Origin of the sequence: Gordonia sp. BP-119, from assembly GCF_016924115.1 — a bacterium.
Taxonomy (GTDB): Bacteria; Actinomycetota; Actinomycetes; order Mycobacteriales; family Mycobacteriaceae; genus Gordonia; species Gordonia hongkongensis.
Genome location: NZ_JAFFZF010000028.1, coordinates 39,343 through 60,448 on the forward strand (window position 1 = coordinate 39,343; position 21,106 = coordinate 60,448).

The following is a 21,106-nucleotide window of genomic DNA, read 5'->3' on the forward strand; positions in this document are numbered from 1 at the left end:
TGGAGTGATCATGTCGGCCCCGTCCTCGTCACCTGACCCGTCCCCGTCTCCACCGGACACCGCTGCATCGGACATCCCCCGCTCGGATCTGCTCCGCGCACTCGACGACGTGGGCCTCGTCGACGCCGACCGGTTGCGTCGTCGCATCGATCGGCTCGCCGCGCGCCCGGATGCCGCGAAGTGGCGACAGTTGGTCGCCGATGTCGACAAGGCACGCGCTCGTCTCGACCGGCGGCGCGCGACCGTGCCGATTCTGCGCTTCCCCGACGAACTACCCGTCTCCGCCGCACGCGACGAGATCGCCGAGGCGATCCGCAACCACCAGGTCGTGGTCGTCGCGGGCGAGACCGGCTCGGGCAAGACCACCCAGCTCCCCAAGATCTGCCTCGAACTCGGGCGTGGCATCCGCGGGTCGATCGGGCACACCCAGCCCCGGCGCATCGCCGCGAGCTCGGTCGCCAAGCGCATCGCCGACGAGACCGACACCGAACTCGGCGACGCGGTGGGCTACTCCGTCCGGTTCACCGACCGGTCGGGCGCCGACACCCTCGTCCGGGTCATGACCGACGGCATCCTGCTCCGCGAGATCGCCACCGACCCCATGCTGCGCCGCTACGACACCCTCATCATCGACGAGGCCCACGAGCGCAGCCTCAACATCGATTTCATCCTCGGCTATCTGCGCCGCCTGCTGCCCCGACGCCCCGATCTGAAGGTGATCATCACCTCGGCGACGATCGATCCGGCGCGCTTCGCACGGCATTTCAGCACGCCGAAGACCTCGGTCCCGGTCATCGAGGTATCCGGGCGCACCTATCCGGTCGAGATCCGGTACCGACCGCTGAGCCTGCAGGAACGCCCCGACGACGGGGACGACGCCGGCGGCGGCGAACATGCCGACCTCGACCAGATACAGGGCATCGACGCCGCCGTCGACGAACTGTGGGCCGGTGGCCGCGGCGACATCCTCGTGTTCCTGCCCACCGAACGGGACATCCGAGAGACCGCCGAGGCGCTCCGTCGACGAACCGGCGGCGGCAAGGGTCCCGGTGCCGAGATCGTGCCGCTCTATGCGCGACTGTCGATCGCCGAGCAGCAGAAGGTGTTCTCCCCCTCCGACGGACGCCGGATCGTGCTGGCGACCAACGTCGCCGAGACGTCGGTGACCGTGCCCGGCATCCGCTACGTCATCGACACCGGCACCGCCCGTATCAGTCGGTACTCCACCAGGACCAAGGTCAATCGTCTTCCCATCGAACCGGTCTCACAGGCCAGTGCCCGGCAGCGGGCCGGTCGATGCGGTCGTGTCGCCCCGGGCGTCTGCATCCGTCTCTACAGCGAGAACGACTTCGACTCACGGCCGGCCTTCACCGACCCGGAGATCCTGCGCACCAACCTCGCGGCCGTCATCCTCCAGATGACCTCGCTGAAACTGGGCGAGATCGCCGAGTTCCCGTTCGTCCAGCCGCCCGACGACCGCGCGATCCGCGACGGTATGGGTGTTCTCACCGAACTCGGCGCCATCACCGTCCCGCGCGAGGGCGGGCCCCCGCGACTGACCCCGATCGGCCGGTCGATGTCGCGCATCCCGGTCGATCCCCGGGTCGCCCGGATGCTCATCGCCGGACACGAACTGGGTTGTCTCGACCACCTTCTCGTGATCGCCGCCGCGATGTCGCTCCCCGATCCACGGGAACGGCCGGCCGAGCACCGGGAGGCCGCCGACGCCCAGCACCGGCGCTTCGTCGTCCCGCAGTCGGACTTCCTGTCCTACGTGGAGCTGTGGCGGTACCTCGGCGAACAGCGCAAGGAGTTGTCCGGCAGCCGCTTTCGGCGCATGTGTGAGCGCGAGTACCTCCACTTCCTGCGCATCCGGGAATGGCAGGACCTCCATCGGCAGCTGACCGAGATCGTCAAGGACCTCGACTGGTCGGTCGCGCCCACCGAACTCGACGCCGACGCCGTCCACCGATCCATCCTGTCCGGGTTGCTCAGCAACATCGCCGCCCGCAACACCGAGGGCCGCGAGTTCACCGGTGCGCGCAACACCACGCTGATGATCTTCCCCGCCTCTCCGCTCGCCAAGAAGCCGCCCGCCTTCATCATGGCGGCCGAGGTTCTCGAGACGTCGCGCCTGTTCGCCCACACCGTCGCCGGGATTGATCCGCTGTGGGCCGAGAAACTCGCCGGGGATCTGGTGAAGCGGACCCACAGCGAGCCGCATTGGTCGGCGAAACGCGGAGCGGCGATGGCCTACGAACGCGTGACCCTGTACGGGGTCCCGCTCGTCGCCCGCCGGCGCGTCGACTACGGCCCCATCGACCCGGTGGTCTCGCGGGAGCTGTTCATCCGGCACGCTCTCGTCGAGGGCGATTGGCGGACGCAGCACGCCTTCTTCGACCGCAATCGCACGCTTCTCGAGGCCGCCTCGGACGTCGAGAACCGCACGCGCACCCGGGGTCTGGTGATCACCGAGGACCAGCTCTTCGAGTTCTACGACCAGCGGCTACCGGCCGACGTCACCTCCGCTCGGCACTTCGACACCTGGTGGAAGAAGGCCCGCCGGGCCGAACCGGATCTGCTGGATCTGCGCCCCGAGGACGTCACGGGAGGCACCGACGTCGCCCCGACGGACTATCCCGGCGCCTGGCAGCAGGGCGACACCCGACTCGAACTGCGCTACCGGTTCGAACCGGGCGCACCCGACGACGGCGTCACCGTCGTGATCCCGCAGGCACTGCTACCCCATGTCCGACCGGCCGGCTTCGACTGGTCGGTCCCGGGCATGCGCGCCGAACTGGCCACCGCACTGGTCAAGTCGCTGCCGAAACAGCTCCGCAAGAGCATGTCGCCCGCGCAGCGATTCGCCGAACTCGCGCTCGGCCGGCTCACCCCGCGCAAGGAGCCGCTCACCACCGGGCTGGCCCGCGAGCTCTCCGCGATCACCGGGATGCGGGTGACCGCGGGCGATTTCGACACCGACCGGGTACCGCCGCACCTGCGCATGCATTTCGCGGTGGCCGACGACTCCGGGCGGATCGTCTCCCGCGCCGACTCGTTGCCCGAACTTCAGCAGACCGGAACGCCCGCGGCGCCGAAGACGGTGTCGCGCACCCTGTATCGGACCTGGACCGCAGACGGGATCGGCTCGCTCGCCGAGCAGACCACGGTCGATGTCGCGGGGCAGCGGCTGACCCGGTACCCGACGATCGACGTGGTCTCCGATGCGAAGGGCCACGCGCGGGGCGTCGTCGTCGTCGATGCGGCGAGCCCCGAGACACGAGACCGCCTCCTGCGACGAGGGATCGTCGCCCTCCTCGACCTCGCGATACCTCCGCTGCACAAGCGGATCGCCGGCTCGCTGAGTCCGGTCGACCGACTCGCCCTGAGCCAGAGCCCGTACTCGACCATCGAGGCACTGCTCGCCGACTGCACCCGCCGGGCGACCCGGGACACGGTCGCCGACATCGACGACGCAGAGCTCGCCGCGGTTCGCTCACCGCAGTCCTTCTCGGCGCTGCTCGAACAGATCCGGCCACGGGTCGCCGCGGCCGCACCGGACTACTTCTCGCTGGCCGTCGCGGCCCTCGAACGGATGGCCCCGCTGCGGGCGGCGATCGACCGGCACGCCGGTTCGCTGGCTGCCGACGACGTCGCCGAACAGGTCGCCCACCTCGTGTTCGACGGATTCGTGGCGGCCACCGCGCGACGCCACCTGGAGAATCTGCCGCGCTATCTCGACGGCGCGCAGGCACGTCTGGAGGCACTACCCGCATCCGCGGCACGCGACCTGGCCGGGGTGGCCGCCGTCGATCGCGTCGTCGAACGGTGGACCCAGCGTCTCGAACAGGTACCCGAGCACCGGCGGGCGGCGGTCGACGACGAAGCACAGTGGCTCGTCGAGGAGTTGCGCGTGGGGCTGTTCGCCCAGCGTCTCGGTACCGCGTTCCCGGTGTCGGAGAAACGGGTCCTACGAGCTCTGGACCGACTCGGCTGACACGGGTTCGGCGAGCGCGCTCCCGGAACCCGATGCCGCCTTCAGGTCGTCGATCTCACGCTGGAAGTCCTCCACCGAGTCGAACGACCGGTACACCGAGGCGAAACGCAGATACGCCACCTCGTCGAGATCGCGGAGCGGGCCCAGGATGGCGAGTCCGACCTCGTTGCTGGGGATCTCGGCCGATCCACTGGCGCGCACCGTGTCCTCGACCTGCTGGGCGAGTTGCGCGAGTGCGTCCTCGGCGACGTGGCGGCCCTGACAGGCTCGCCGCACGCCGCGCATGACCTTCTCCCGGCTGAACGGTTCGGTCACGCCGTTGCGTTTGACCACCGCGAGCACGGCGCTCTCCACGGTCGAGAACCGGCGACCGCACTCCACACAGGAGCGACGGCGGCGGATGGCCTGCCCTTCATCTGCGACACGCGAGTCGATGACCTTGGTGTCGTCGTTCTTGCAGAAGGGGCAGCGCATCGTGTCCTCACGCAGGTCGCGGGACGCTGGAACGCACCCGAAGCGTGCGCCCCGCCGCTTGTCGGCCGGCCCCTGTGACATCGAGGATACCGTCCGGCCTCAGCGGTACCGGGGGGTGAGCAGGGGCTGGCCCACCTGCAGCGCGCTCGAGCCGAGATCGTTCATCGCGACGATCTCGTCGATCACGACCTCGCGCGGCATCTCGGGTGCCACCCGGCCGGCGATCGAGCTGAGCGAGTCCCCCGAGCGCACATGGACGACCTCGGCACTCACGACGGACGGGGTCAGCGAGTCCGAGTAGTTCTGGCCGACGACACCGAACACCCACACGACGAACGCCAGCCCGACGCCGGCGAGGAGCGCGACCGCGGTGCGGCGGCGACGGAACACCGCCGCGTCGGGTCCGACCGGGCCACGCCCGCGCACCCCGACCGGAGAGCCACAGTGGGTGCCGCCGACCCGCGGGGTCACCGGCGACGCACCCCGCGGTCGGGTGCCGGCCGGCCGGTTGTCTACCGGGCGGCCGCCGTCGGACAGCGGGGCGCGCGTCCGGACCCCATCGGCGCGGTCGGTGGGGGGCCGGACAGCGTCGGGACGGTCGGTGCGGACGGGAGCGACGAGAGTGGCGGTGCGCATGGTGCCCTCCGGTGTTCGGGTGTCTGGGATCGTGCGGGGTGTGACGGTCGGTGTTCGAACATCGATCAGATGTTCGATGCACTGATGTTCGAATTTGTAGCACGACGTCCCGACAAAGTCTCGCGACACATCGAACAAATGTTTGAGGTGCCGGTCGCACTCGGCTAGGCTCGGACCCGGTGCAAGCCATCTACCAGCACGTTCCGAAGACGAGAGGAACCGAACATGAGTGACACCGGCGATAGGCGCGGCCGAGCGCAGGGCGCCGACGACGAGGCCCCGTTCGACGCCGCCGCCGCCGAGGCCTCACTCACCCCGCGACAGGCCGGGGTCCTGGAGGTGATCCGCCGCTCGGTGCGCGAGCGCGGTTATCCGCCGAGCATCCGGGAGATCGGCGACGAGGTCGGCCTGGCCTCGACGTCGTCGGTGGCCCATCAGTTGCGGACGCTGGAACGCAAGGGGCTGCTCAAGCGCGACGCGAACCGTCCCCGTGCGGTCAACATCGCCCCGAGTGACACCCCGTCGCCGGACACCCCGTCGGCCGGTCAGCTGCCCGAGCCGACCTTCGTGCCGGTTCTCGGCCGTATCGCGGCCGGCGGTCCGATCCTGGCCGAGGAGGCCGTCGAGGACGTCTTCCCGCTGCCCCGTGAGCTGGTCGGCGAGGGATCGCTCTTCCTGTTGCGCGTCGTCGGCGAGTCGATGATCGACGCCGCGATCTGCGACGGCGACTGGGTCGTGGTCCGGCAGCAGAACGTCGCCGACAACGGCGACATCGTCGCGGCCATGATCGACGGCGAGGCCACCGTGAAGACCTTCAAGCGTCAGGGCCCCAACGTCTGGCTCATGCCGCACAACGAACTGTTCGATCCGATCCCGGGCAACGATGCCGTCATCCTCGGCAAGGTCGTCACCGTGATGCGGCGAGTCTGACCTCTCCACCGACCGAACCGTCGAGCACCGCCGCGGCAGCCTCGCGCGCCGCGGCGGGATCCGAGGTGGCCAGGGCGGCCTCGGCGGCGGCCCGGCAGTCCGGTGCGGACACCTCGCCGAGCCGGGCCCCCACGGCCGCGGCAGCAGCCGGCGCGCTGGACAGCGAGGTGACCCCGAGACCGACGAGCACGCAGGCGAGGTTCGGATCGGCGGCGGCCTCGCCGCACACCCCGACCGGCTTTCCCTGACGTGCGCCCGCTTCCGCGACACCCGCGATGAGGCTCAACACCGCCGGTTGCCACGGGTCGGTCAGTCCGGCGAGATCGGCCGACATCCGGTCGGCCGCCATCGTGTACTGGGTCAGATCGTTGGTGCCGATGGACACGAAGTCCACCTCGGCGAGGACGGCTTCGCCCAGGATCGCCGCCGCGGGCACCTCGATCATCACCCCGGCGACCAGACCACGGCCGCGGACCTCGGCGGCGAACGTGCGCGCCTCCGCCGGCGAGGCGATCATCGGCGCCATGACCCACGGCGCGACGGCCGACCCCGACGCGGCCTGCGCGATCGCGTCGAGCTGATGCGCGCGGATCTCGGGGTGCGCCAGCGCGATCCGATCGCCCCGCACGCCGAGCGCTGGGTTCGATTCGTCGGGATGGGTCACGAACCGGAGCGGTTTGTCGGACCCGGCGTCGAGGGTGCGGATGACCACCTTCTGCCCGTCGAACGCATCGAGCACCTCCCGGTAGATCGCGGCCTGCTCGTCCACCGACGGTTCGTCGGCACGCTCGAGGAACGCGAGTTCGGTGCGGAAGAGCCCGACGCCCTCGACGGGGTACCCGGCCGCGGCGCGTGCCGACGACCCGTCGGCGACGTTGGCGAGCACCGCCACGGCCACCCCGTCGGCGGTCTGCCCCGGACCGGTCCAGCCGGCGACGAGTGCGGCATGACGCCGATCCTCGTCGACGCGAGCCCGGGCCGCCTCGACATCGGGCTCCACCTCGATCCGCCCGGTGCTGCCGTCGACGAGAACGGTTGTGCCGGGCTCGATCTCATCCAGGTCGGCCACCGCCACCACGCACGGGATCCCCAGCTGGCGCGCGATGATCGCGGTGTGGCTGGTCGGTCCGCCGAGGCGGGTGACGAGGGCGATGGTGCTCGTGGGGTCGAGGCCCGCGGTGTCGGCGGGCGCGAGGTCGTCGGCGAGCAGGACCGACGGCACCTCCGGGGTGGGCACACCGGGTTCGGGTAGGCCGAGCAGTTCGGCGAGGACCCGGTCGCGCACGTCGTTGAGATCGGTGACCCGCTCGGCCATCAGTCCGCCGAGTTTGGTGAACACCGCCGCGAACTGTTCGGTGGCCGCGACGGCAGCGGCCTCGGCGGGAGCGCCCTTGCCGATGAGCGCGGTCGCGGCACCGATCCAGCCGCGGTCCTCGGCCAGGCCCGCCGTCGCGGCGAGCACCTCGGCCGTCACCCCGGTGTTCTGCGACGCGCGCGTGCGCAGCCGCGCGGCGACGGCGCCGGACGCGGTGGCGAAGCGCGTGACCTCGTCGGCGCGCCGTTCCTCGGCGATCTCCACACCGACGCCGAGCTTCTCCGGCGAGTGGTCGGGTCGCTCGCCCGGCCACAGCGCGGGACCGTGGGCCAACCCGCCGACCACCGGGGTTCCCGTCAGGATCTGCGCCATCGTCTTGCCTCTCACTCGACTATCGATGTGACCACCGTTACAAAAAGTGCTTGACTTGTCAACACAAACAGGCGTAAACACAATTACTACAACATCCAATCCCACACGCCTCAACAAGCGGGGTGGTCGAAACCGGAGATCGGAGCCGTGTGTACGCCGAGGAGAGACAACAGGCGATCGTCGACGAGGTGCGCCTCGCGGGGCGGGCATCCGTGGCCGCGCTCGCCGAGAAATTCGACGTCACCAGCGAGACCGTCCGACGCGATCTCGCGGTACTGGAACGCGCCGGACATCTCCAGCGGGTCCACGGCGGCGCCGTACGCGCCGAGATCATGCGCACCCTCGGCGAGCTCGGGATCGACGAACGGGAGTCGAGCCAGATCGAGCAGAAGACCGCGATCGGCCGCGCGGCCATCCGGTTCCTGCCGCCCGACGGCGGTTCGGTGCTCTTCGACGCCGGCACCACCACCTACCGTGCGGCCGAGGCGACCGCACCCGATCGGAGGCTCACCCTGTTCACCAACAGCCTGCCCATCGCCGGCCTGCTCGCGGGCACCCATCCCGACGGTCTGCACGCCCTCGGCGGACGCGTACGCGGTCTCACCCAGGCGACCGTGGGCGTCGAGACCGTGGACGCGCTTCGCCGACTGCGCGTGACCACCGCTTTCATCGGGACGAACGGGCTGAGCGAGGCCCACGGGTTGTCGACACCCGACCCCGACGAGGCCGCAGTCAAGGCGGCGATGGTCGCGGCCGCACAACGCGTCGTGGTCCTCGCCGACAGCTCGAAGATGGACCGGGAGGACCTCACCTCCTTCGCCGGACTCGACGACGTCGACGTCCTCATCACCGACTCCGGGATCGACCCGGCCTATTCGGCGGCCCTGTCCGCGCGCGGCGTCGAGGTCGTGATCGCATGATCGTCACCGTCACCGCCAACCCGAGCCTCGACCGCACCCTCGAACTCGGCGCACCGCTCGCCCGCGGCGAGGTGCAGCGCGCCGGCGTGGTCCGCACCGAGCCGGGCGGCAAGGGCGTCAACGTGGCCCGGGTCGTCGCGGCCGCCGGCCTGGCCACCCGCGCACTGCTCCCGGCGCGACCGGGCGACCCGCTGCGGGCCGCACTCGACGACCTCGCACTCCCCTACGACGCCGTGCCGGTCGACGGCGAGGTCCGGTCCAACATCACCATCGCCGAATCCGACGGGACGACCACCAAGATCAACGCACCGGGCGTCACCTTGACGGGCGCGGATCGCGAGGCGCTCGTCGGGCTGATCCGTGAGCACGCCGGCTCCGCGCAGTGGGTCACCCTCTGCGGTTCGCTGCCTCCCGGCGTCCCCGACGACTGGTACCGCTCGATCGCCGACGACCTCGTCCTCGCCGGCTGCCGGGTCGCGGTGGACACCTCGGGCGCACCCCTCCGTGCCAGCGTCACCGGTCGCGTCGACCTGATCAAGCCCAACGAGGACGAGCTCGCCGAACTGACCGGCGCCGACCCCGGACAGCTCCGAGAAGCGCTCGCGCGCAACGATCTCGGACCGGTCATCGACGCCGCTGCGACCATCGCCGAGCAGATCGGGGGCAACGTCCTCGCCACCCTCGGCGCCGTCGGGGCCGTGTTGGTCACCGCGTCCGGCGTGTGGTCGGCGACCCCGCCGCCGATCGTCCCGCGCAGCACCGTCGGCGCCGGCGACTCGTCACTGGCCGGCTACCTCATCGCGCAGAGCACCGGGGCCGCGCCCGCCGACTGCCTCCGGTCGGCCGTGGCGTACGGCGCGGCGGCCGCATCGCTCGCCGGCACCCAGGCCCCCACGCCCGACCACCTCGACCTCCCCGGCGTGCGGGTGACCGAACTGTCGGGAGCCGCGCGCATGACCTGACGGCACCGTCCCGGCGGGTCCCCACATCCATCCAACACCGCACCCATCCAGCACCGACTCCATCCACCATCGACCCACCCAGCACCGACCCCACCCTTTCCACCGAAGGACATGCCATGACCGAGCAGATCATCACCGCGCAGACGGTGAGTCTCGACGTCGACGCCGGCGGCGATCCCGCCGCCGTCATCACCACGCTCGCCGACGCCCTCGCCGCGGCCGGCCGGACCACCGATCCCGCCGACCTCGCGCGGGCCGCACTGGACCGAGAAGCCAAGTCCGCCACCGGACTTCCCGGCGGCATCGCCATCCCGCACGCCCGTACCGCGTCGGTGACCGCGGCCAGTCTCGCCATGGCGCGGCTGTCCCGCAAGGTCGACTTCGGCGCACCGGACGGGCCGGCCGACCTGGTCTTCCTCATCGCCGCCCCCGAGGGGGGTGCCAGTGCGCACATGAAGCTCCTCAGCTCGCTGGCGCGCTCACTCGTCCGGCCCGACTTCGTGGCCTCGCTCCGCGCGGCCGAGAACGAGGAGCGGGTCATCGAATTGGTCAACGAGGCCATCGACCCCGCGCCGCCGGCCGCGAGCACAGCCGCGCCGACCGCCACCCCGTCGACCACTGCCCCGTCGACCACTGCCCCGGCCGCCGCGGCAGCACCGCTGACGTCGACCACGAAATCCGAAGGTGCGCCGGCCCACCCGGACTCTGACCGGATCGCGGACCCGGGACCGGCCACGCCGCGCATCGTCGCGATCACCGCATGCCCGACCGGCATCGCCCACACCTACATGGCGGCCGACGCCCTGAAGTACGCCGCCGAGCGGGCCGGCGTCGAGTTCGCGGTGGAGACCCAGGGGTCCTCGGCGACCACGGCCTTCGACCCGGACGTGATCGCCTCGGCCGACGCCGTCATCTTCGCCACGGACGTCGGGGTCAAGGATCGCAACCGGTTCCGCGGCAAACCCGTCATCGCATCCGGGGTGAAGCGCGCCATCAACGAACCGGACGCCATGATCGCCGAGGCGGTCGCGGCGGGGCGCGACCCGAACGCGGCGCGCGTCACCGGCGACGGCGCGGACGCGGACGCGGCCGACTCGTCGAAGTCGGGCATCGGTCTCGCCGGCCGTACACGCCAGGCACTCATGACCGGTGTGAGCTACATGATCCCGTTCGTCGCGGCGGGCGGACTGCTCATCGCGCTCGGCTTCCTGCTCGCCGGCTACGAGGTCGCCAACACGAACCTGGACGACGGCGGCACCCTCAGCGACGGCGCGTTCATCGCCCTGAACAACAGCCTCTGGGATCTGCCGGCGGGCGGGCTGCTGCAATACTTGGGCGCGGTGAGCTTCGCGATCGGATCGGGCGTGATGGGTCTGGCCGTACCGGTCCTCGCGGGCTACATCTCGTTCGCGATCGCCGACCGCCCCGGTATCGCACCCGGTTTCGTGGCCGGCATCGTCTCGCTCGCCGTGGGCGCCAGCTTCATCGGCGCGCTGATCGGCGGTCTCATCGCCGGCGTGGTGTGCCTGTGGATCGCGCGGACCCCGGTGCCCCGGTGGGCTCGTGGTCTCATGCCGGTCGTGGTCATCCCGCTGTTCGGCAGCATGATCGTCGGCGGACTGCTCTACATGGTCCTCGGCAAACCGCTCGCCTGGCTGACCGAGCAGATGAACAGCGGCCTCGAGAGCATGTCCGGCGGATCGGCCATCGCCCTCGGCATCGTGCTCGGCCTGATGATGTGCTTCGACCTCGGCGGACCGGTCAACAAGAGCGCGTACCTGTTCGCCACCGCCGGGATCGCCGACGCGGCGACTGCCGGACCCGCGCAGTTCCAGATCATGGCTGCGGTCATGTGTGCCGGCATGGTGCCCCCGCTCGCCCTGGCTCTCGCCACCGTCGTCCGTCCGGGCCTGTTCACCGAACCGGAGCGTGAGAACGGCAAGGCCGCATGGCTCCTCGGGGCGTCGTTCATCTCCGAAGGTGCCATCCCGTTCGCCGCGGTCGACCCCTTCCGGGTCATCCCGTCGATGATGGCCGGTGGTGCCCTCAGCGGTGCGCTGATCATGGCCTTCGGCGTCGAACTGCGCGCCCCGCACGGCGGCATCTTCGTCTTCTTCGCCATGAACAACTGGGTCCTGTTCCTCGTCGCGCTGGTCGCCGGTACGGTGCTGTCCGCCGTCCTGGTGGTCGCGGCCAAGCAGGTCCATCGCAGTCGCGACGCCGTCGCCTTCGAGGAACTCGAGGCGGTCGCCGTCTGACACCCGATCACACGACCACCTGACATCCGGGGCGGTCCCCGGCACCGAATCGCCCGACAACCACCACAGATCGCACGACAACACTCGAAGGAGTTCCCATGCCCAGCACCACCGCCACCGTCGGCTCCGCAGTCGGACTGCACGCCCGCCCCGCCACGATCATCGCCGAGGCGGTCGCCGAGACCGGCAGCCCGGTGACGCTGGGCCTCGAGGGCGGTGACCCGGTGGACGCGGGGTCGGCGCTGATGATCATGACGCTCGGGGCCGAGAAGGGCACCCGCGTGGTCGTGACGGCCGACGACCAGGCCGCACTCGACACCATCGTCGGTCTCGTCGAGAAGGATCTCGACGCCGACTAGGTCCGTACAGCCGACTGGGTCCGTACAGCCGGCGAAGCGCTCAGATCCGGAGGTCCGCGATCTCGCCCGCGAAAGCGGCCGGGACGCGGACCTTCATCGTGGTACCGGTCTCGGTGTGCTCCGACGAGATGACCTCGCCCTCGCTGTGGACGCGAGACACGACATCACCCCGGTCGAACGGCACCTCGATGGTCATCTCGACGTCCTCGCGACCGACGAACTCGCGCACCCGCCCGAAGAGTTCGGGCAGTCCCTCACCGGTTCGGGCGGAGATGAACACCGCATCCGGACCGAGCGCGCCACGCAACTCGGTGAGGCGGTTGCCGTCGATGGCGTCGATCTTGTTGATGACCAACAACTCCGGCGGCGCGGTGACGCCCTCTTCGGCGACGATCTCGTTGATGACCTGACGGACGGCCGAGATCTGTTCCATCGGGAAGGCGTCCGCACCGTCCACGACGTGCAGCAGCAGATCGGCGTCGACGACCTCCTCGAGCGTCGAGCGGAACGCCTCGACGAGCTGGGTGGGCAGATGCCGCACGAACCCGACCGTGTCGGTGAAGACGACCGCGCGGCCGTCGTCGAGCGTCGCCCGCCTGGTGGTCGGGTCCAGGGTCGCGAACAACGCGTCCTGCACGAGGACACCGGCGCCGGTCATCGCGTTGACCAGGCTGGACTTGCCCGCGTTGGTGTAACCGGCGACGGTGATCGTCGGGATCGAACCACTCTTGCGCGCAGCACGTTTCGTCGTCCGCGCCTTCTTCATGCCGCGTATCTCGCGCCGCAGCTTGGCCATCCGCTCCCGGATCCGGCGACGGTCGGTCTCGATCTTGGTCTCACCGGGACCGCGCAGGCCCACACCGCCGTTGCTGCCCGCCCGGCCACCGGCCTGCCGGGACATCGATTCACCCCAGCCGCGCAGACGCGGGAGCATGTACTCCATCTGCGCGAGGGAGACCTGCGCCTTGCCCTCGCGAGAGGTCGCGTGCTGGGCGAAGATGTCGAGGATCAGCGCGGTGCGGTCGATGACCTTCACCTTCACCACCTTCTCCAGCGCATTGAGCTGGGCGGGGGTGAGCTCACCGTCGCAGACGACGGTGTCGGCGCCGGTCGCGAGGACGATCTCGCGCAATTCCTCGGCCTTGCCACTGCCGATGTAGGTGGCGGGATCGGGTTTGGAGCGACGCTGGATCACCGCGTCCAGGATCTGTGAACCGGCCGTCTCGGCGAGGGCGGCCAGCTCGGTCATGTTGGCCTTCGCGGCAGCCGCGCTGCCCTCGGTCCACACGCCGACCAGGACCACGCGTTCGAGTCGTAGCTGCCGGTACTCGACCTCGGTGACGTCGGTGAGTTCGGTGGAGAGTCCCGCGATGCGCTGCAGTGAGGCGCGCTCGGACAGTTGGAGTTCGCCGGTGGTGGGATCCGCGGTGTCGCGGATCCCGAGATCGGCCGCGGACATGATCTGTGCTTCTGATTCGGTCATACGGGAACCATGGTCTCACGACCGGCCCGGGCCGAGCACGCGAATATCGAGCTCAGCGCGCCCAGCCGGGCCGCAGCACCCCGTCGGCGACCAGCATCGACGGCCCGCGCAGGGTCGAGCCATCGGGACGGATCGTCACGGTGACCTCACCGCCGGGGATGCCGATGCGCAGCTCGCCGGTGTCCGCGCCGCGGGCGTCGAGAGCGGCACGCGCCGCCGCGACCAGGCCGGTTCCGCAGCTGCGCGTCTCCCCGACGCCCCGTTCGAACACCCGCATCCGCGCGGTCAGGCTGCCGTCGGGCCCTTCCGCGGGTGGGGTCAGCAGCTCGACGTTCGCGCCGTGCGGGAAGTCGGCGGCCTCGATGATCACGCCGGCGGAGAAGTCGACCGCGTCGAGGTCGGCCGCGGTCATGTCCGCGACGACGCACGCCAGGTGGGGGTTGCCCACGTCGACCATCGCGCCGGGGTAGATGTCGTCACCGATGCGGACCACCGACGACCCGTCGAGCCGCGCCGGACCCATCTCCACCGTGACCTCGGCGTGCACGGCGTCGAAGGAGTGGATGGTGACGCCGCGGGCACCCGCACGGGAACCGACGGAGAACGTGTCGGTGTCGACGAGTCCCGACGCCCGGACGTAGTGGGCGAAGACGCGTACCCCGTTGCCGCACATCTCCGCGATCGAACCGTCGCCGTTGCGGTAATCCATGAACCAGTCGTCGGCCGACACGTCGTTGGGCAGGGCGTCGAGGACACCGGTCGAGACGAGGGCGCCGGAGAGGGCGACGCGCAGCAATCCGTCGGCGCCGATCCCCCGTTGCCGGTCGCACAGCGCCGCGACCGTCGCGGCGTCGAGCGCGATCTCGGCGTCGGGGTCGGCGAGGACCACGAAGTCGTTCTGGGTGCCATGACCCTTGACGAAGTGCAGGCCGTCGCTCGCACTGCTCTGCGGGGCGGAAGTCACGGATCACAGCCTACGGGGAATGGGCGTCGACGATGCGCAGCGCTCGGTCGAGCAGATCGGGTGCAGCGGCATCGAGCCACTGCGCCCGGTGATCGCGGCGGAACCACGAGCGCTGACGACGGACATAGCGCCGGGTGCCGATGAAGGTCAGCTCCTCGGCCTGCGCGAGGTCGTACCCGCCGTCGAGCGCCGCGAGGACCTGTTTGTAACCGATCGCCTGCGACGCGGTGCGTCCCTCTCGCAGGCCGCGGGAACAGAGGTCCTCCACCTCCTCGACGAGGCCCTGCTCGAACATCGCTCTCGTACGACGGCGGATCCGGTCGTCGAGTTCATCGGTGTCCCGGTCGAGGGCGAGGATGAGCGTGCCCCAGCGCGGTTCGCCGATGGTGGGCTGCGACGCGGCGAAGGGCGCACCGGTCAGCTCGACCACCTCCAGCGCCCGCACGATGCGGCGACCGTCGGTGGCCAGGATGGTCGACGCCGCGGCCGGGTCGACCTCCGCGAGCAGCCGGTGCATCTCGCCCACTCCGCGCTCGTCGAGCAGGTCCTCGTAACGCCGGCGGACCTCCGGGTCGGTGGCCGGGAACTGCCAGTCGTCGAGGAGTCCCTGGACGTACATCATCGATCCGCCGACGATCACCGGGACCCGACCCGCGGCGCGCAACCGGTCGACGTCGGCCCGCGCGGCCTGCTGATAGCGCGCGACGGTCGCCACCTCGGTCACGTCGAGCACGTCGAGCTGGTGGTGCGGGATGCCGCGGCGTTCGTCGGGCGGGAGCTTGGCCGTCCCGACGTCCATGCCGCGGTACTGCTGCATGGCGTCGATGTTGACGATCTCGCCGCCGAGCCGTTCGGCGAGGTCGAGGGCCAGATCGGATTTGCCGCCGGCAGTGGGTCCGACAACAGCGATCGGGGTGGGCGGCGCGGTCATCGGGCGTGCTCGCCGTCGTCGACGGTCCAGGTCGCGACCACGTAACCGACGCCGAAGGGCGCGTCGGCGAAGTCGGGCACCGCCCGGACCGACCGGTCGCCGACGAGGCCGGCCGCCACCTGCCACGCGACCCGGCCGCCGACGCCCTCGGCATCGCACTTCGCAGGGTCGAGTGCCACCAGCGTGTCCGTGTCCGCCGATCCGAGTGCGGCCGCGATCGTGTCGTTCAGCGCCACCGCCGATTCCCGGCGGCCCCCGCCCGGGGCCTTGTCGGTCAGCGCCGTCGACCCGTCCCCCACCACCAGGACCCCGACGGCGTCCGAGCCCTCGTCGAGACGGGCGGCCAGCCGGGTACCCAGGGCGACGCACTCCGCGGGCGGCGTGGCCGAACCGACGCTGCACACGCTCAGCGGACCCAGCGACATCCGCTCGGCGATCCACCCGGCGATCAGCGCCGACAGACTCATCCGGGGCAGCGGGTCGGTGACCGCGACATCGGCGATAGCAACATCGGTGATCGCGGAGTCGATCGTGACCGGGACGTCCACGCCGAAGCGCGCGAAGGTGCCGCGCAGGGGCTCGCCCACGAGGCCCGCGGTCGACCCGTCGGCGGTTCCGACCGCCACCCAGCGGTCGATGCCGAGCGCGCCCGCGACCGCGTCGAGAGCTGCGCGCCGCACCGGCTCGGTGTCGGAGGCGGCCGGTCCGGCCAACTCAGGAACGAGCAGCGGGGCACTCGGAACGAAGACGACGGCCGCAAGCACACCACGACGCTAGTCGACAACACGAGGCCCGCTCGCTCCGCTCCCGGCGCCGGTGACATTCGGCCCGCTCGCTCCGCTCCCGGCGCCGGTGACATTCGGCCCGCTCGCTCCGCTCCCGGCGCCGGTTACCCCGCGCCGCGACCCACCAACTCGGCACGGACGCCACATCGACGGGCCTGAACTGCTTGAATGGAACGGTACTTGTCGGCGATCGCGGGCGTAGGATGCCCGGCGAGAACCGACTCCAGCGACCGGCAGCCGTGACGCGCGGCACCACTGAGCGGCAGGACACGTGCACATGAGCAACCCGACCGAATCGGCTTCCGAACCCCAGCAGGCACCCGCCGGGCAGGACACACCGAAGCCGGGACCCAAGCCGGGACCCCGGCCCAAGCCCGGACCCCGCCCCGGCATCGCGTCCGAACCGGTCGTCACGCATCTCGTCACCGGCGATCCGCACCGCTTCGGTCGTATCGACGAGTCGGGTGTCGTGTGGCTCAAGACCGACGAGGGCGAACGCGAGATCGGTTCGTGGCAGGCCGGCACAGTCGAGGAGGGGCTTGCGCACTTCGGACGCCGGTTCGACGACCTCGCCACCGAGGTCGAGATCCTCGAGGAACGGCTCACCGCCCGCTCGGGAGACCCGCGTAAGGCCCAGCAAGCCGCCAAACACCTGCTCGACGAGTTGCCCAACGCGCATGTGATCGGTGACGTCGCCGCGCTGCAGCGCCGCCTCGAGGCCATCGTCGGCAGCGCCGACGAGGTCGCCGAGACCATCCGCGCCGAGCGCGAGAAGACCCGGTCGGAGGCCATCGCGCGCAAGGAGGTCCTCGCCGCCGAGGCCGAGCAGATCGGCGCCGACGCGACCAACTGGAAGAGCGCGGGCGACCGGCTGCGCGAGATCCTCGACGAGTGGAAGTCCATCAAGGGCGTCGACCGCAAGACCGACGACGCGCTGTGGAAGCGGTACGCCAAAGCGCGCGACGCCTTCAATCGCCGGCGAGGTGCGCACTTCGCCGAACTCGACCGCGAGCGCGCCGGTGCGAAGGAACGCAAGGAAGCACTCATCGCCCGCGCCGAGGAGCTGTCCGGCTCCACCGACTGGGGTCCGACGTCGGCCAAGTTCCGGGAACTGCTCGGTGAGTGGAAGGCGGCCGGCCGCGCCCCGCGGGACACCGACGAGGCCCTCTGGCAGCGGTTCAAGGCCGCACAGGACGTCTTCTTCGGCGCCCGCAACGCGGCGTCGTCGGAACGCGACGCGGAATTCTCCGCGAACGCGACCGCCAAGGTCGCCCTGCTCAATGCCGCCGAGAAGGCCATCGACCCGGCCGCCGATCTCGACGCGGCCCGCCGCGAGTTCCGGTCGTTCCGCGATCAGTGGGACGAACTGGGCAAGGTCCCGCGCGATCAGATGCACAGCCTGGAGGCCCGCGCGCGGGCCCTGGAGAAGCGCATCCGCGACGCCGAGGACGCTCAGTGGCAACGGACCGATCCCGAGGCACTGGCGCGGGCGGCGCAATTCGCCGATCGCGCAGCGCAACTCGAGGACCAGGCACGCAAGGCGGCCGAACGCGGAAAGGACCGCGACGCCGCGAAGTTGCGCGATCAGGCTGCGCAGTGGCGCGAGTGGGCCGCCGCCGCGGAGAGTGCCGTCACCGACCGCTGAGTCCGGTCGGGGCCGGCCGGATCAGTCCTCGTGCGGGTTCTTGCGGTACAGCGCTGCGGCGTAGGCCTCCTGCTCGGCGGCCTGCCGGCGCCGCTCGTCCTCGAGCGCGAGCTGGTAAGAGCTCCGCGCCCACACGACGCGGGACCAGTGGAACGTGAGCACGAAGACCGCGATCCAGCCCAGCACGAGGCCGATGCCGACGCCCGACGGCGGCTCGACGCCACCGACGCCCGGCGTGTTCCGCGACCACCACGCCAGCATCCCGGCGACGCACGCGATGGCGCACCCGCACAGCGCGATCCACGCCAGGAACCACCGGCGGGTGAGCAGCGCGAGCATGGAGACGACGATGCCGAAGATCGTCACCAGGTAGACGAAGATCCTCGACACGATCGTGACGCGCTCGGCGGCCGCCTCGGGCGTGAAGGTGAGGACCTCGAGCCCGGTGACGGATCCCGTGTGCGGCAACACCATCGACACCATGGCGAGGACGACTGCCACGGCGACGACGACCGCGCGCGCACCCGGGTCGATCTCGCCGGCCACCCGCCGTTCCGCCTTGCGCAGGTCGTTCTCGTACTGCTCGAACGCGGCCTTCTCGGACCCAGAGCTGCCGGACGCCTCGTTGTCGGACGCCGAATTCTCGGACATGGTCATCGCCTCACTTCGTGATGGTGGTCAGCTGCCGCAGCCACTGCCGCAGCCGGCGTCGGCCGGGACGGCGGCGGGGGCACCGAACCCCGGCAGCCCGAGCCCGACGCCGACGGGCGCGGTGGTGGGGGTACGGCTCTGTTCGTGTGCGTCGCCGGCGCGGGTGCGGCGGTGCGCGAGAACGCCGGAATCGGCGATCAGATGGTGTGGTGCCGCTGCGGTGAGCTGCGTGTGCACGACGTCACCCGGGCGGATCCCCGACGCCGTTCCGGGCGCGAAGTGCACCAGGCGGCCGTCCCGGGCGCGGCCGGTCATGCGCTGGGTCTTCGCCGACTTGCGCCCCTCGTCGGCGACCACGAGCAACTCCACCTCGGTCCCGACCAGCGCCTCGTTCTCGGCCAGGCAGATCCGCTCCTGCAGCGCGATGAGACGCCGGTAGCGATCGGCCACGACCTCGGGCGGCACCTGATCGGCCATCGTCGCGGCGGGCGTGCCGGGGCGGGGCGAGTACTGGAAGGTGAACGCGCTCGAGAAGCGGGCGCGCTCGACGACGTCCAGGGTGGCCTGGAAGTCCTCCTCGGTCTCGCCGGGGAAGCCGACGATGATGTCGGTGGTGATCGCCGCATGCGGCATGGCCTCGCGGACCTTGTCGAGGATGCCCAGGAACTTGGTCTGCCGGTAGCTGCGGCGCATCGCGCGCAGGATGCGATCGGACCCCGACTGCAGCGGCATGTGCAGTTGCGGACACACATTCGGCGTCTGGGCCATCGCCTCGATCACGTCGTCGGTGAACTCGGCGGGGTGCGGTGAGGTGAACCGGACGCGTTCGAGCCCCTCGATGTCACCGCAGGCGCGCAGCAGTTCGGCGAAGGCGCCCCGGTTGCGGGGCTGATCGGGATCGGCGAAGGACATCCCGTAGGCGTTCACGTTCTGGCCCAGCAGCGTCACCTCGACGACACCCTGGTCGACGAGGGCCTGTACCTCGGCGAGCACCTCGCCCGGCCGGCGGTCGACCTCCTTGCCGCGCAGCGACGGCACGATGCAGAACGTGCAGGTGTTGTTGCACCCCACCGACACCGACACCCAGCCCGAGTAGGCGGAGTCGCGCTTGGCCGGCAGGGTCGACGGGAACCGCTCGAGCGCGTCGAGGATCTCCACCTGGGCGGCGTCGTTGTGGCGGGCTCGATCGAGCAACGCGGGCAGCGACCCGATGTTGTGTGTGCCGAAGACGACGTCGACCCACGGGGCCCGGGACAGCACCGTGTCCTTGTCCTTCTGCGCGAGGCAGCCGCCGACGGCGATCTGCATGCCGGGCCGGTCGGATTTGACCGGGGCGAGGTGCGACAGGTTGCCGTACAGCTTGTTGTCGGCGTTCTCCCGGATCGCGCAGGTGTTGAAGACGACGAGATCGGCGGGGTCGTCCTCACCCGCGCGCACGTACCCGGCGTCCTCGAGCAGACCGGCGATGCGCTCGGAATCGTGGACGTTCATCTGGCAGCCGTAGGTACGGACCTGATAACTGCGCGCGGCGGGTGCTGCCTGCTCAGGCCGATCCGACAACTCGATACTCACCCCTACGAGGGTACGGGGCGCACGCAAATCGACTCCCACAGGACACCCTGTTCCACGTCGGCCGATAGGGTGCCCCAATGACCGTTTCGCCGAGTAAGTCCGCGGACCCAGGGTCCCAGCCGATGATCGCGATGCGCGGGGTGCAGAAACACTTCGGGTCGTTGCACGTCCTCAAGGACATCGATCTCGAGGTCCCCGCCGGTCAGGTCGTGGTGGTCCTCGGACCGTCGGGCTCGGGCAAGTCCACCCTCTGCCGCACGATCAATCGCCTCGAGCCGATCGACGGCGGCGAGATCCTGGTCGAGGGTCAGGTGCTGCCCGCCGAGGGCAAGGACCTCGCCCGGCTCCGCGCCGACGTCGGAATGGTCTTCCAGTCCTTCAACCTGTTCTCGCACAAGACGATCCTCGAGAATGTCACGCTCGCGCCGATCAAGGTGCGCAAGAAGAGCAAGGACGAGGCCGGCAAGCGCGCCCTCGAACTGCTCGAGCGCGTCGGCATCGCCAGCCAGAAGGACAAGTACCCCGCCCAACTCTCCGGCGGCCAGCAGCAGCGCGTGGCCATCGCCCGGTCGCTGGCGATGAACCCGAAGATCATGTTGTTCGACGAACCGACCTCGGCCCTCGACCCGGAGATGGTCAACGAGGTGCTCGACGTGATGGTGTCCCTCGCGAAAGAGGGCATGACGATGGTGGTCGTCACCCACGAGATGGGCTTCGCGCGCAAGGCCGCCGACCGCATCATCTTCATGTCCGACGGGGCGATCATCGAGGACTCCGATCCGGAGACGTTCTTCAGCAACCCGTCGACCGATCGCGCCCGGGACTTCCTCGGCAAGATCCTGGGGCACTGAC

Annotated in this window: 17 protein-coding genes; 8 read left to right on the forward strand and 9 right to left on the reverse strand. The window is 70.5% G+C overall.

What is annotated here, in order from left to right:
• Positions 1 to 10 precede the first annotated feature (10 nt).
• A complete protein-coding gene (hrpA, locus tag JW364_RS16160; protein WP_068969903.1) occupies positions 11 to 3,997 on the forward strand; it encodes an ATP-dependent RNA helicase HrpA in 3,987 nt (1,328 codons plus the stop codon).
• Here hrpA and nrdR read toward each other — a convergent pair.
• Together nrdR and JW364_RS16170 are read right to left on the reverse strand one after the other, a co-directional pair.
• Positions 3,971 to 4,471, reverse strand: coding sequence for a transcriptional regulator NrdR (gene nrdR, locus JW364_RS16165; protein ID WP_058250310.1), 501 nt, complete (start codon positions 4,469 to 4,471; stop codon positions 3,971 to 3,973). The genes hrpA and nrdR overlap by 27 nt on opposite strands.
• A gap of 99 nt (positions 4,472 to 4,570) precedes the next feature.
• Positions 4,571 to 5,107, reverse strand: coding sequence for a LysM peptidoglycan-binding domain-containing protein (locus JW364_RS16170; protein WP_205333975.1), 537 nt, complete (start codon positions 5,105 to 5,107; stop codon positions 4,571 to 4,573).
• A 225-nt stretch (positions 5,108 to 5,332) separates the two neighbouring features.
• Between JW364_RS16170 and lexA the strand changes: the two genes are divergently transcribed.
• A complete protein-coding gene (gene lexA, locus JW364_RS16175) occupies positions 5,333 to 6,037 on the forward strand; it encodes a transcriptional repressor LexA (RefSeq protein WP_068969894.1) in 705 nt (234 codons plus the stop codon).
• On the opposite strand, the gene JW364_RS16180 is transcribed toward lexA, so the two are convergent.
• Positions 6,015 to 7,724 carry a phosphoenolpyruvate--protein phosphotransferase gene (locus JW364_RS16180; protein WP_205333974.1) on the reverse strand — a complete coding sequence of 570 codons (1,710 nt, stop codon included), beginning with the start codon at positions 7,722 to 7,724 and terminating at the stop codon, positions 6,015 to 6,017. The genes lexA and JW364_RS16180 overlap by 23 nt on opposite strands.
• Positions 7,725 to 7,873: 149 nt before the next feature.
• Here JW364_RS16180 and JW364_RS16185 point away from each other — a divergent pair, with 149 nt between their 5' ends.
• The 4 genes from JW364_RS16185 to JW364_RS16200 all read left to right on the forward strand — a co-directional run bounded on the left by JW364_RS16185 (position 7,874) and on the right by JW364_RS16200 (position 12,223).
• Positions 7,874 to 8,644, forward strand: coding sequence for a DeoR/GlpR family DNA-binding transcription regulator (locus tag JW364_RS16185; RefSeq protein WP_068969892.1), 771 nt, complete (start codon positions 7,874 to 7,876; stop codon positions 8,642 to 8,644).
• Complete coding sequence (locus JW364_RS16190) at positions 8,641 to 9,606, forward strand: 1-phosphofructokinase family hexose kinase (protein ID WP_068969891.1); 966 nt, start codon at positions 8,641 to 8,643, stop codon at positions 9,604 to 9,606. Before JW364_RS16185 ends, JW364_RS16190 begins: the two co-directional genes overlap by 4 nt.
• 116 nt (positions 9,607 to 9,722) lie before the next feature.
• Positions 9,723 to 11,864: a fructose-specific PTS transporter subunit EIIC gene (locus tag JW364_RS16195; protein WP_205333973.1), complete on the forward strand. Its 2,142-nt coding sequence runs from the start codon at positions 9,723 to 9,725 to the stop codon at positions 11,862 to 11,864.
• A 98-nt stretch (positions 11,865 to 11,962) separates the two neighbouring features.
• Positions 11,963 to 12,223, forward strand: a complete 261-nt coding sequence (locus tag JW364_RS16200) for an HPr family phosphocarrier protein (protein WP_058250193.1) — start codon at positions 11,963 to 11,965, stop codon at positions 12,221 to 12,223.
• Between the two features lie 40 nt (positions 12,224 to 12,263).
• Here JW364_RS16200 and hflX read toward each other — a convergent pair whose 3' ends face one another.
• Genes hflX through JW364_RS16220 form a run of 4 tightly spaced genes read right to left on the reverse strand, consistent with a single transcriptional unit; the run spans position 12,264 to position 16,365 of the window.
• On the reverse strand, positions 12,264 to 13,706 hold the full coding sequence (gene hflX, locus JW364_RS16205) for a GTPase HflX (RefSeq protein ID WP_205333972.1): 1,443 nt from the start codon (positions 13,704 to 13,706) through the stop codon (positions 12,264 to 12,266).
• A gap of 52 nt (positions 13,707 to 13,758) precedes the next feature.
• The gene (dapF, locus tag JW364_RS16210) at positions 13,759 to 14,670 is read right to left on the reverse strand and encodes a diaminopimelate epimerase (protein ID WP_205333971.1); all 912 of its coding nucleotides are present in this window, start codon (positions 14,668 to 14,670) and stop codon (positions 13,759 to 13,761) included.
• 10 nt (positions 14,671 to 14,680) lie between these two features.
• A complete protein-coding gene (gene miaA, locus JW364_RS16215) occupies positions 14,681 to 15,601 on the reverse strand; it encodes a tRNA (adenosine(37)-N6)-dimethylallyltransferase MiaA (protein ID WP_205333970.1) in 921 nt (306 codons plus the stop codon).
• Positions 15,598 to 16,365, reverse strand: coding sequence for a hypothetical protein (locus JW364_RS16220; RefSeq protein WP_068969886.1), 768 nt, complete (start codon positions 16,363 to 16,365; stop codon positions 15,598 to 15,600). The genes miaA and JW364_RS16220 overlap by 4 nt, the downstream gene beginning before the upstream one ends.
• 298 nt (positions 16,366 to 16,663) lie before the next feature.
• Here JW364_RS16220 and JW364_RS16225 point away from each other — a divergent pair, with 298 nt between their 5' ends.
• On the forward strand, positions 16,664 to 18,031 hold the full coding sequence (locus JW364_RS16225; RefSeq protein WP_189340020.1) for a DUF349 domain-containing protein: 1,368 nt from the start codon (positions 16,664 to 16,666) through the stop codon (positions 18,029 to 18,031).
• 21 nt (positions 18,032 to 18,052) lie between these two features.
• Here JW364_RS16225 and JW364_RS16230 read toward each other — a convergent pair whose 3' ends face one another.
• A complete protein-coding gene (locus JW364_RS16230) occupies positions 18,053 to 18,688 on the reverse strand; it encodes a hypothetical protein (RefSeq protein ID WP_374100843.1) in 636 nt (211 codons plus the stop codon).
• Positions 18,689 to 18,709: 21 nt separating this feature from the next.
• Positions 18,710 to 20,242, reverse strand: a complete 1,533-nt coding sequence (gene miaB / locus JW364_RS16235) for a tRNA (N6-isopentenyl adenosine(37)-C2)-methylthiotransferase MiaB (RefSeq protein ID WP_068969901.1) — start codon at positions 20,240 to 20,242, stop codon at positions 18,710 to 18,712.
• 134 nt (positions 20,243 to 20,376) lie between these two features.
• On the opposite strand from miaB, the gene JW364_RS16240 reads away from it, so the two are divergent.
• Positions 20,377 to 21,105: an amino acid ABC transporter ATP-binding protein gene (locus JW364_RS16240; protein WP_165630857.1), complete on the forward strand. Its 729-nt coding sequence runs from the start codon at positions 20,377 to 20,379 to the stop codon at positions 21,103 to 21,105.
• Position 21,106 lies beyond the last annotated feature (1 nt).

Coding starts and splice junctions, on each gene's coding strand:
- hrpA (WP_068969903.1), top strand. CDS start 11: ATGTCGGCCCCGTCCTCGTCACCTGACCCGTCCCCGTCTCCACCGGAC.
- nrdR (WP_058250310.1), bottom strand. CDS start 4,471: ATGCGCTGCCCCTTCTGCAAGAACGACGACACCAAGGTCATCGACTCG.
- JW364_RS16170 (WP_205333975.1), bottom strand. CDS start 5,107: ATGCGCACCGCCACTCTCGTCGCTCCCGTCCGCACCGACCGTCCCGAC.
- lexA (WP_068969894.1), top strand. CDS start 5,333: ATGAGTGACACCGGCGATAGGCGCGGCCGAGCGCAGGGCGCCGACGAC.
- JW364_RS16180 (WP_205333974.1), bottom strand. CDS start 7,724: ATGGCGCAGATCCTGACGGGAACCCCGGTGGTCGGCGGGTTGGCCCAC.
- JW364_RS16190 (WP_068969891.1), top strand. CDS start 8,641: ATGATCGTCACCGTCACCGCCAACCCGAGCCTCGACCGCACCCTCGAA.
- JW364_RS16195 (WP_205333973.1), top strand. CDS start 9,723: ATGACCGAGCAGATCATCACCGCGCAGACGGTGAGTCTCGACGTCGAC.
- JW364_RS16200 (WP_058250193.1), top strand. CDS start 11,963: ATGCCCAGCACCACCGCCACCGTCGGCTCCGCAGTCGGACTGCACGCC.
- hflX (WP_205333972.1), bottom strand. CDS start 13,706: ATGACCGAATCAGAAGCACAGATCATGTCCGCGGCCGATCTCGGGATC.
- miaA (WP_205333970.1), bottom strand. CDS start 15,601: ATGACCGCGCCGCCCACCCCGATCGCTGTTGTCGGACCCACTGCCGGC.
- JW364_RS16225 (WP_189340020.1), top strand. CDS start 16,664: ATGAGCAACCCGACCGAATCGGCTTCCGAACCCCAGCAGGCACCCGCC.
- JW364_RS16230 (WP_374100843.1), bottom strand. CDS start 18,688: ATGACCATGTCCGAGAATTCGGCGTCCGACAACGAGGCGTCCGGCAGC.
- JW364_RS16240 (WP_165630857.1), top strand. CDS start 20,377: ATGATCGCGATGCGCGGGGTGCAGAAACACTTCGGGTCGTTGCACGTC.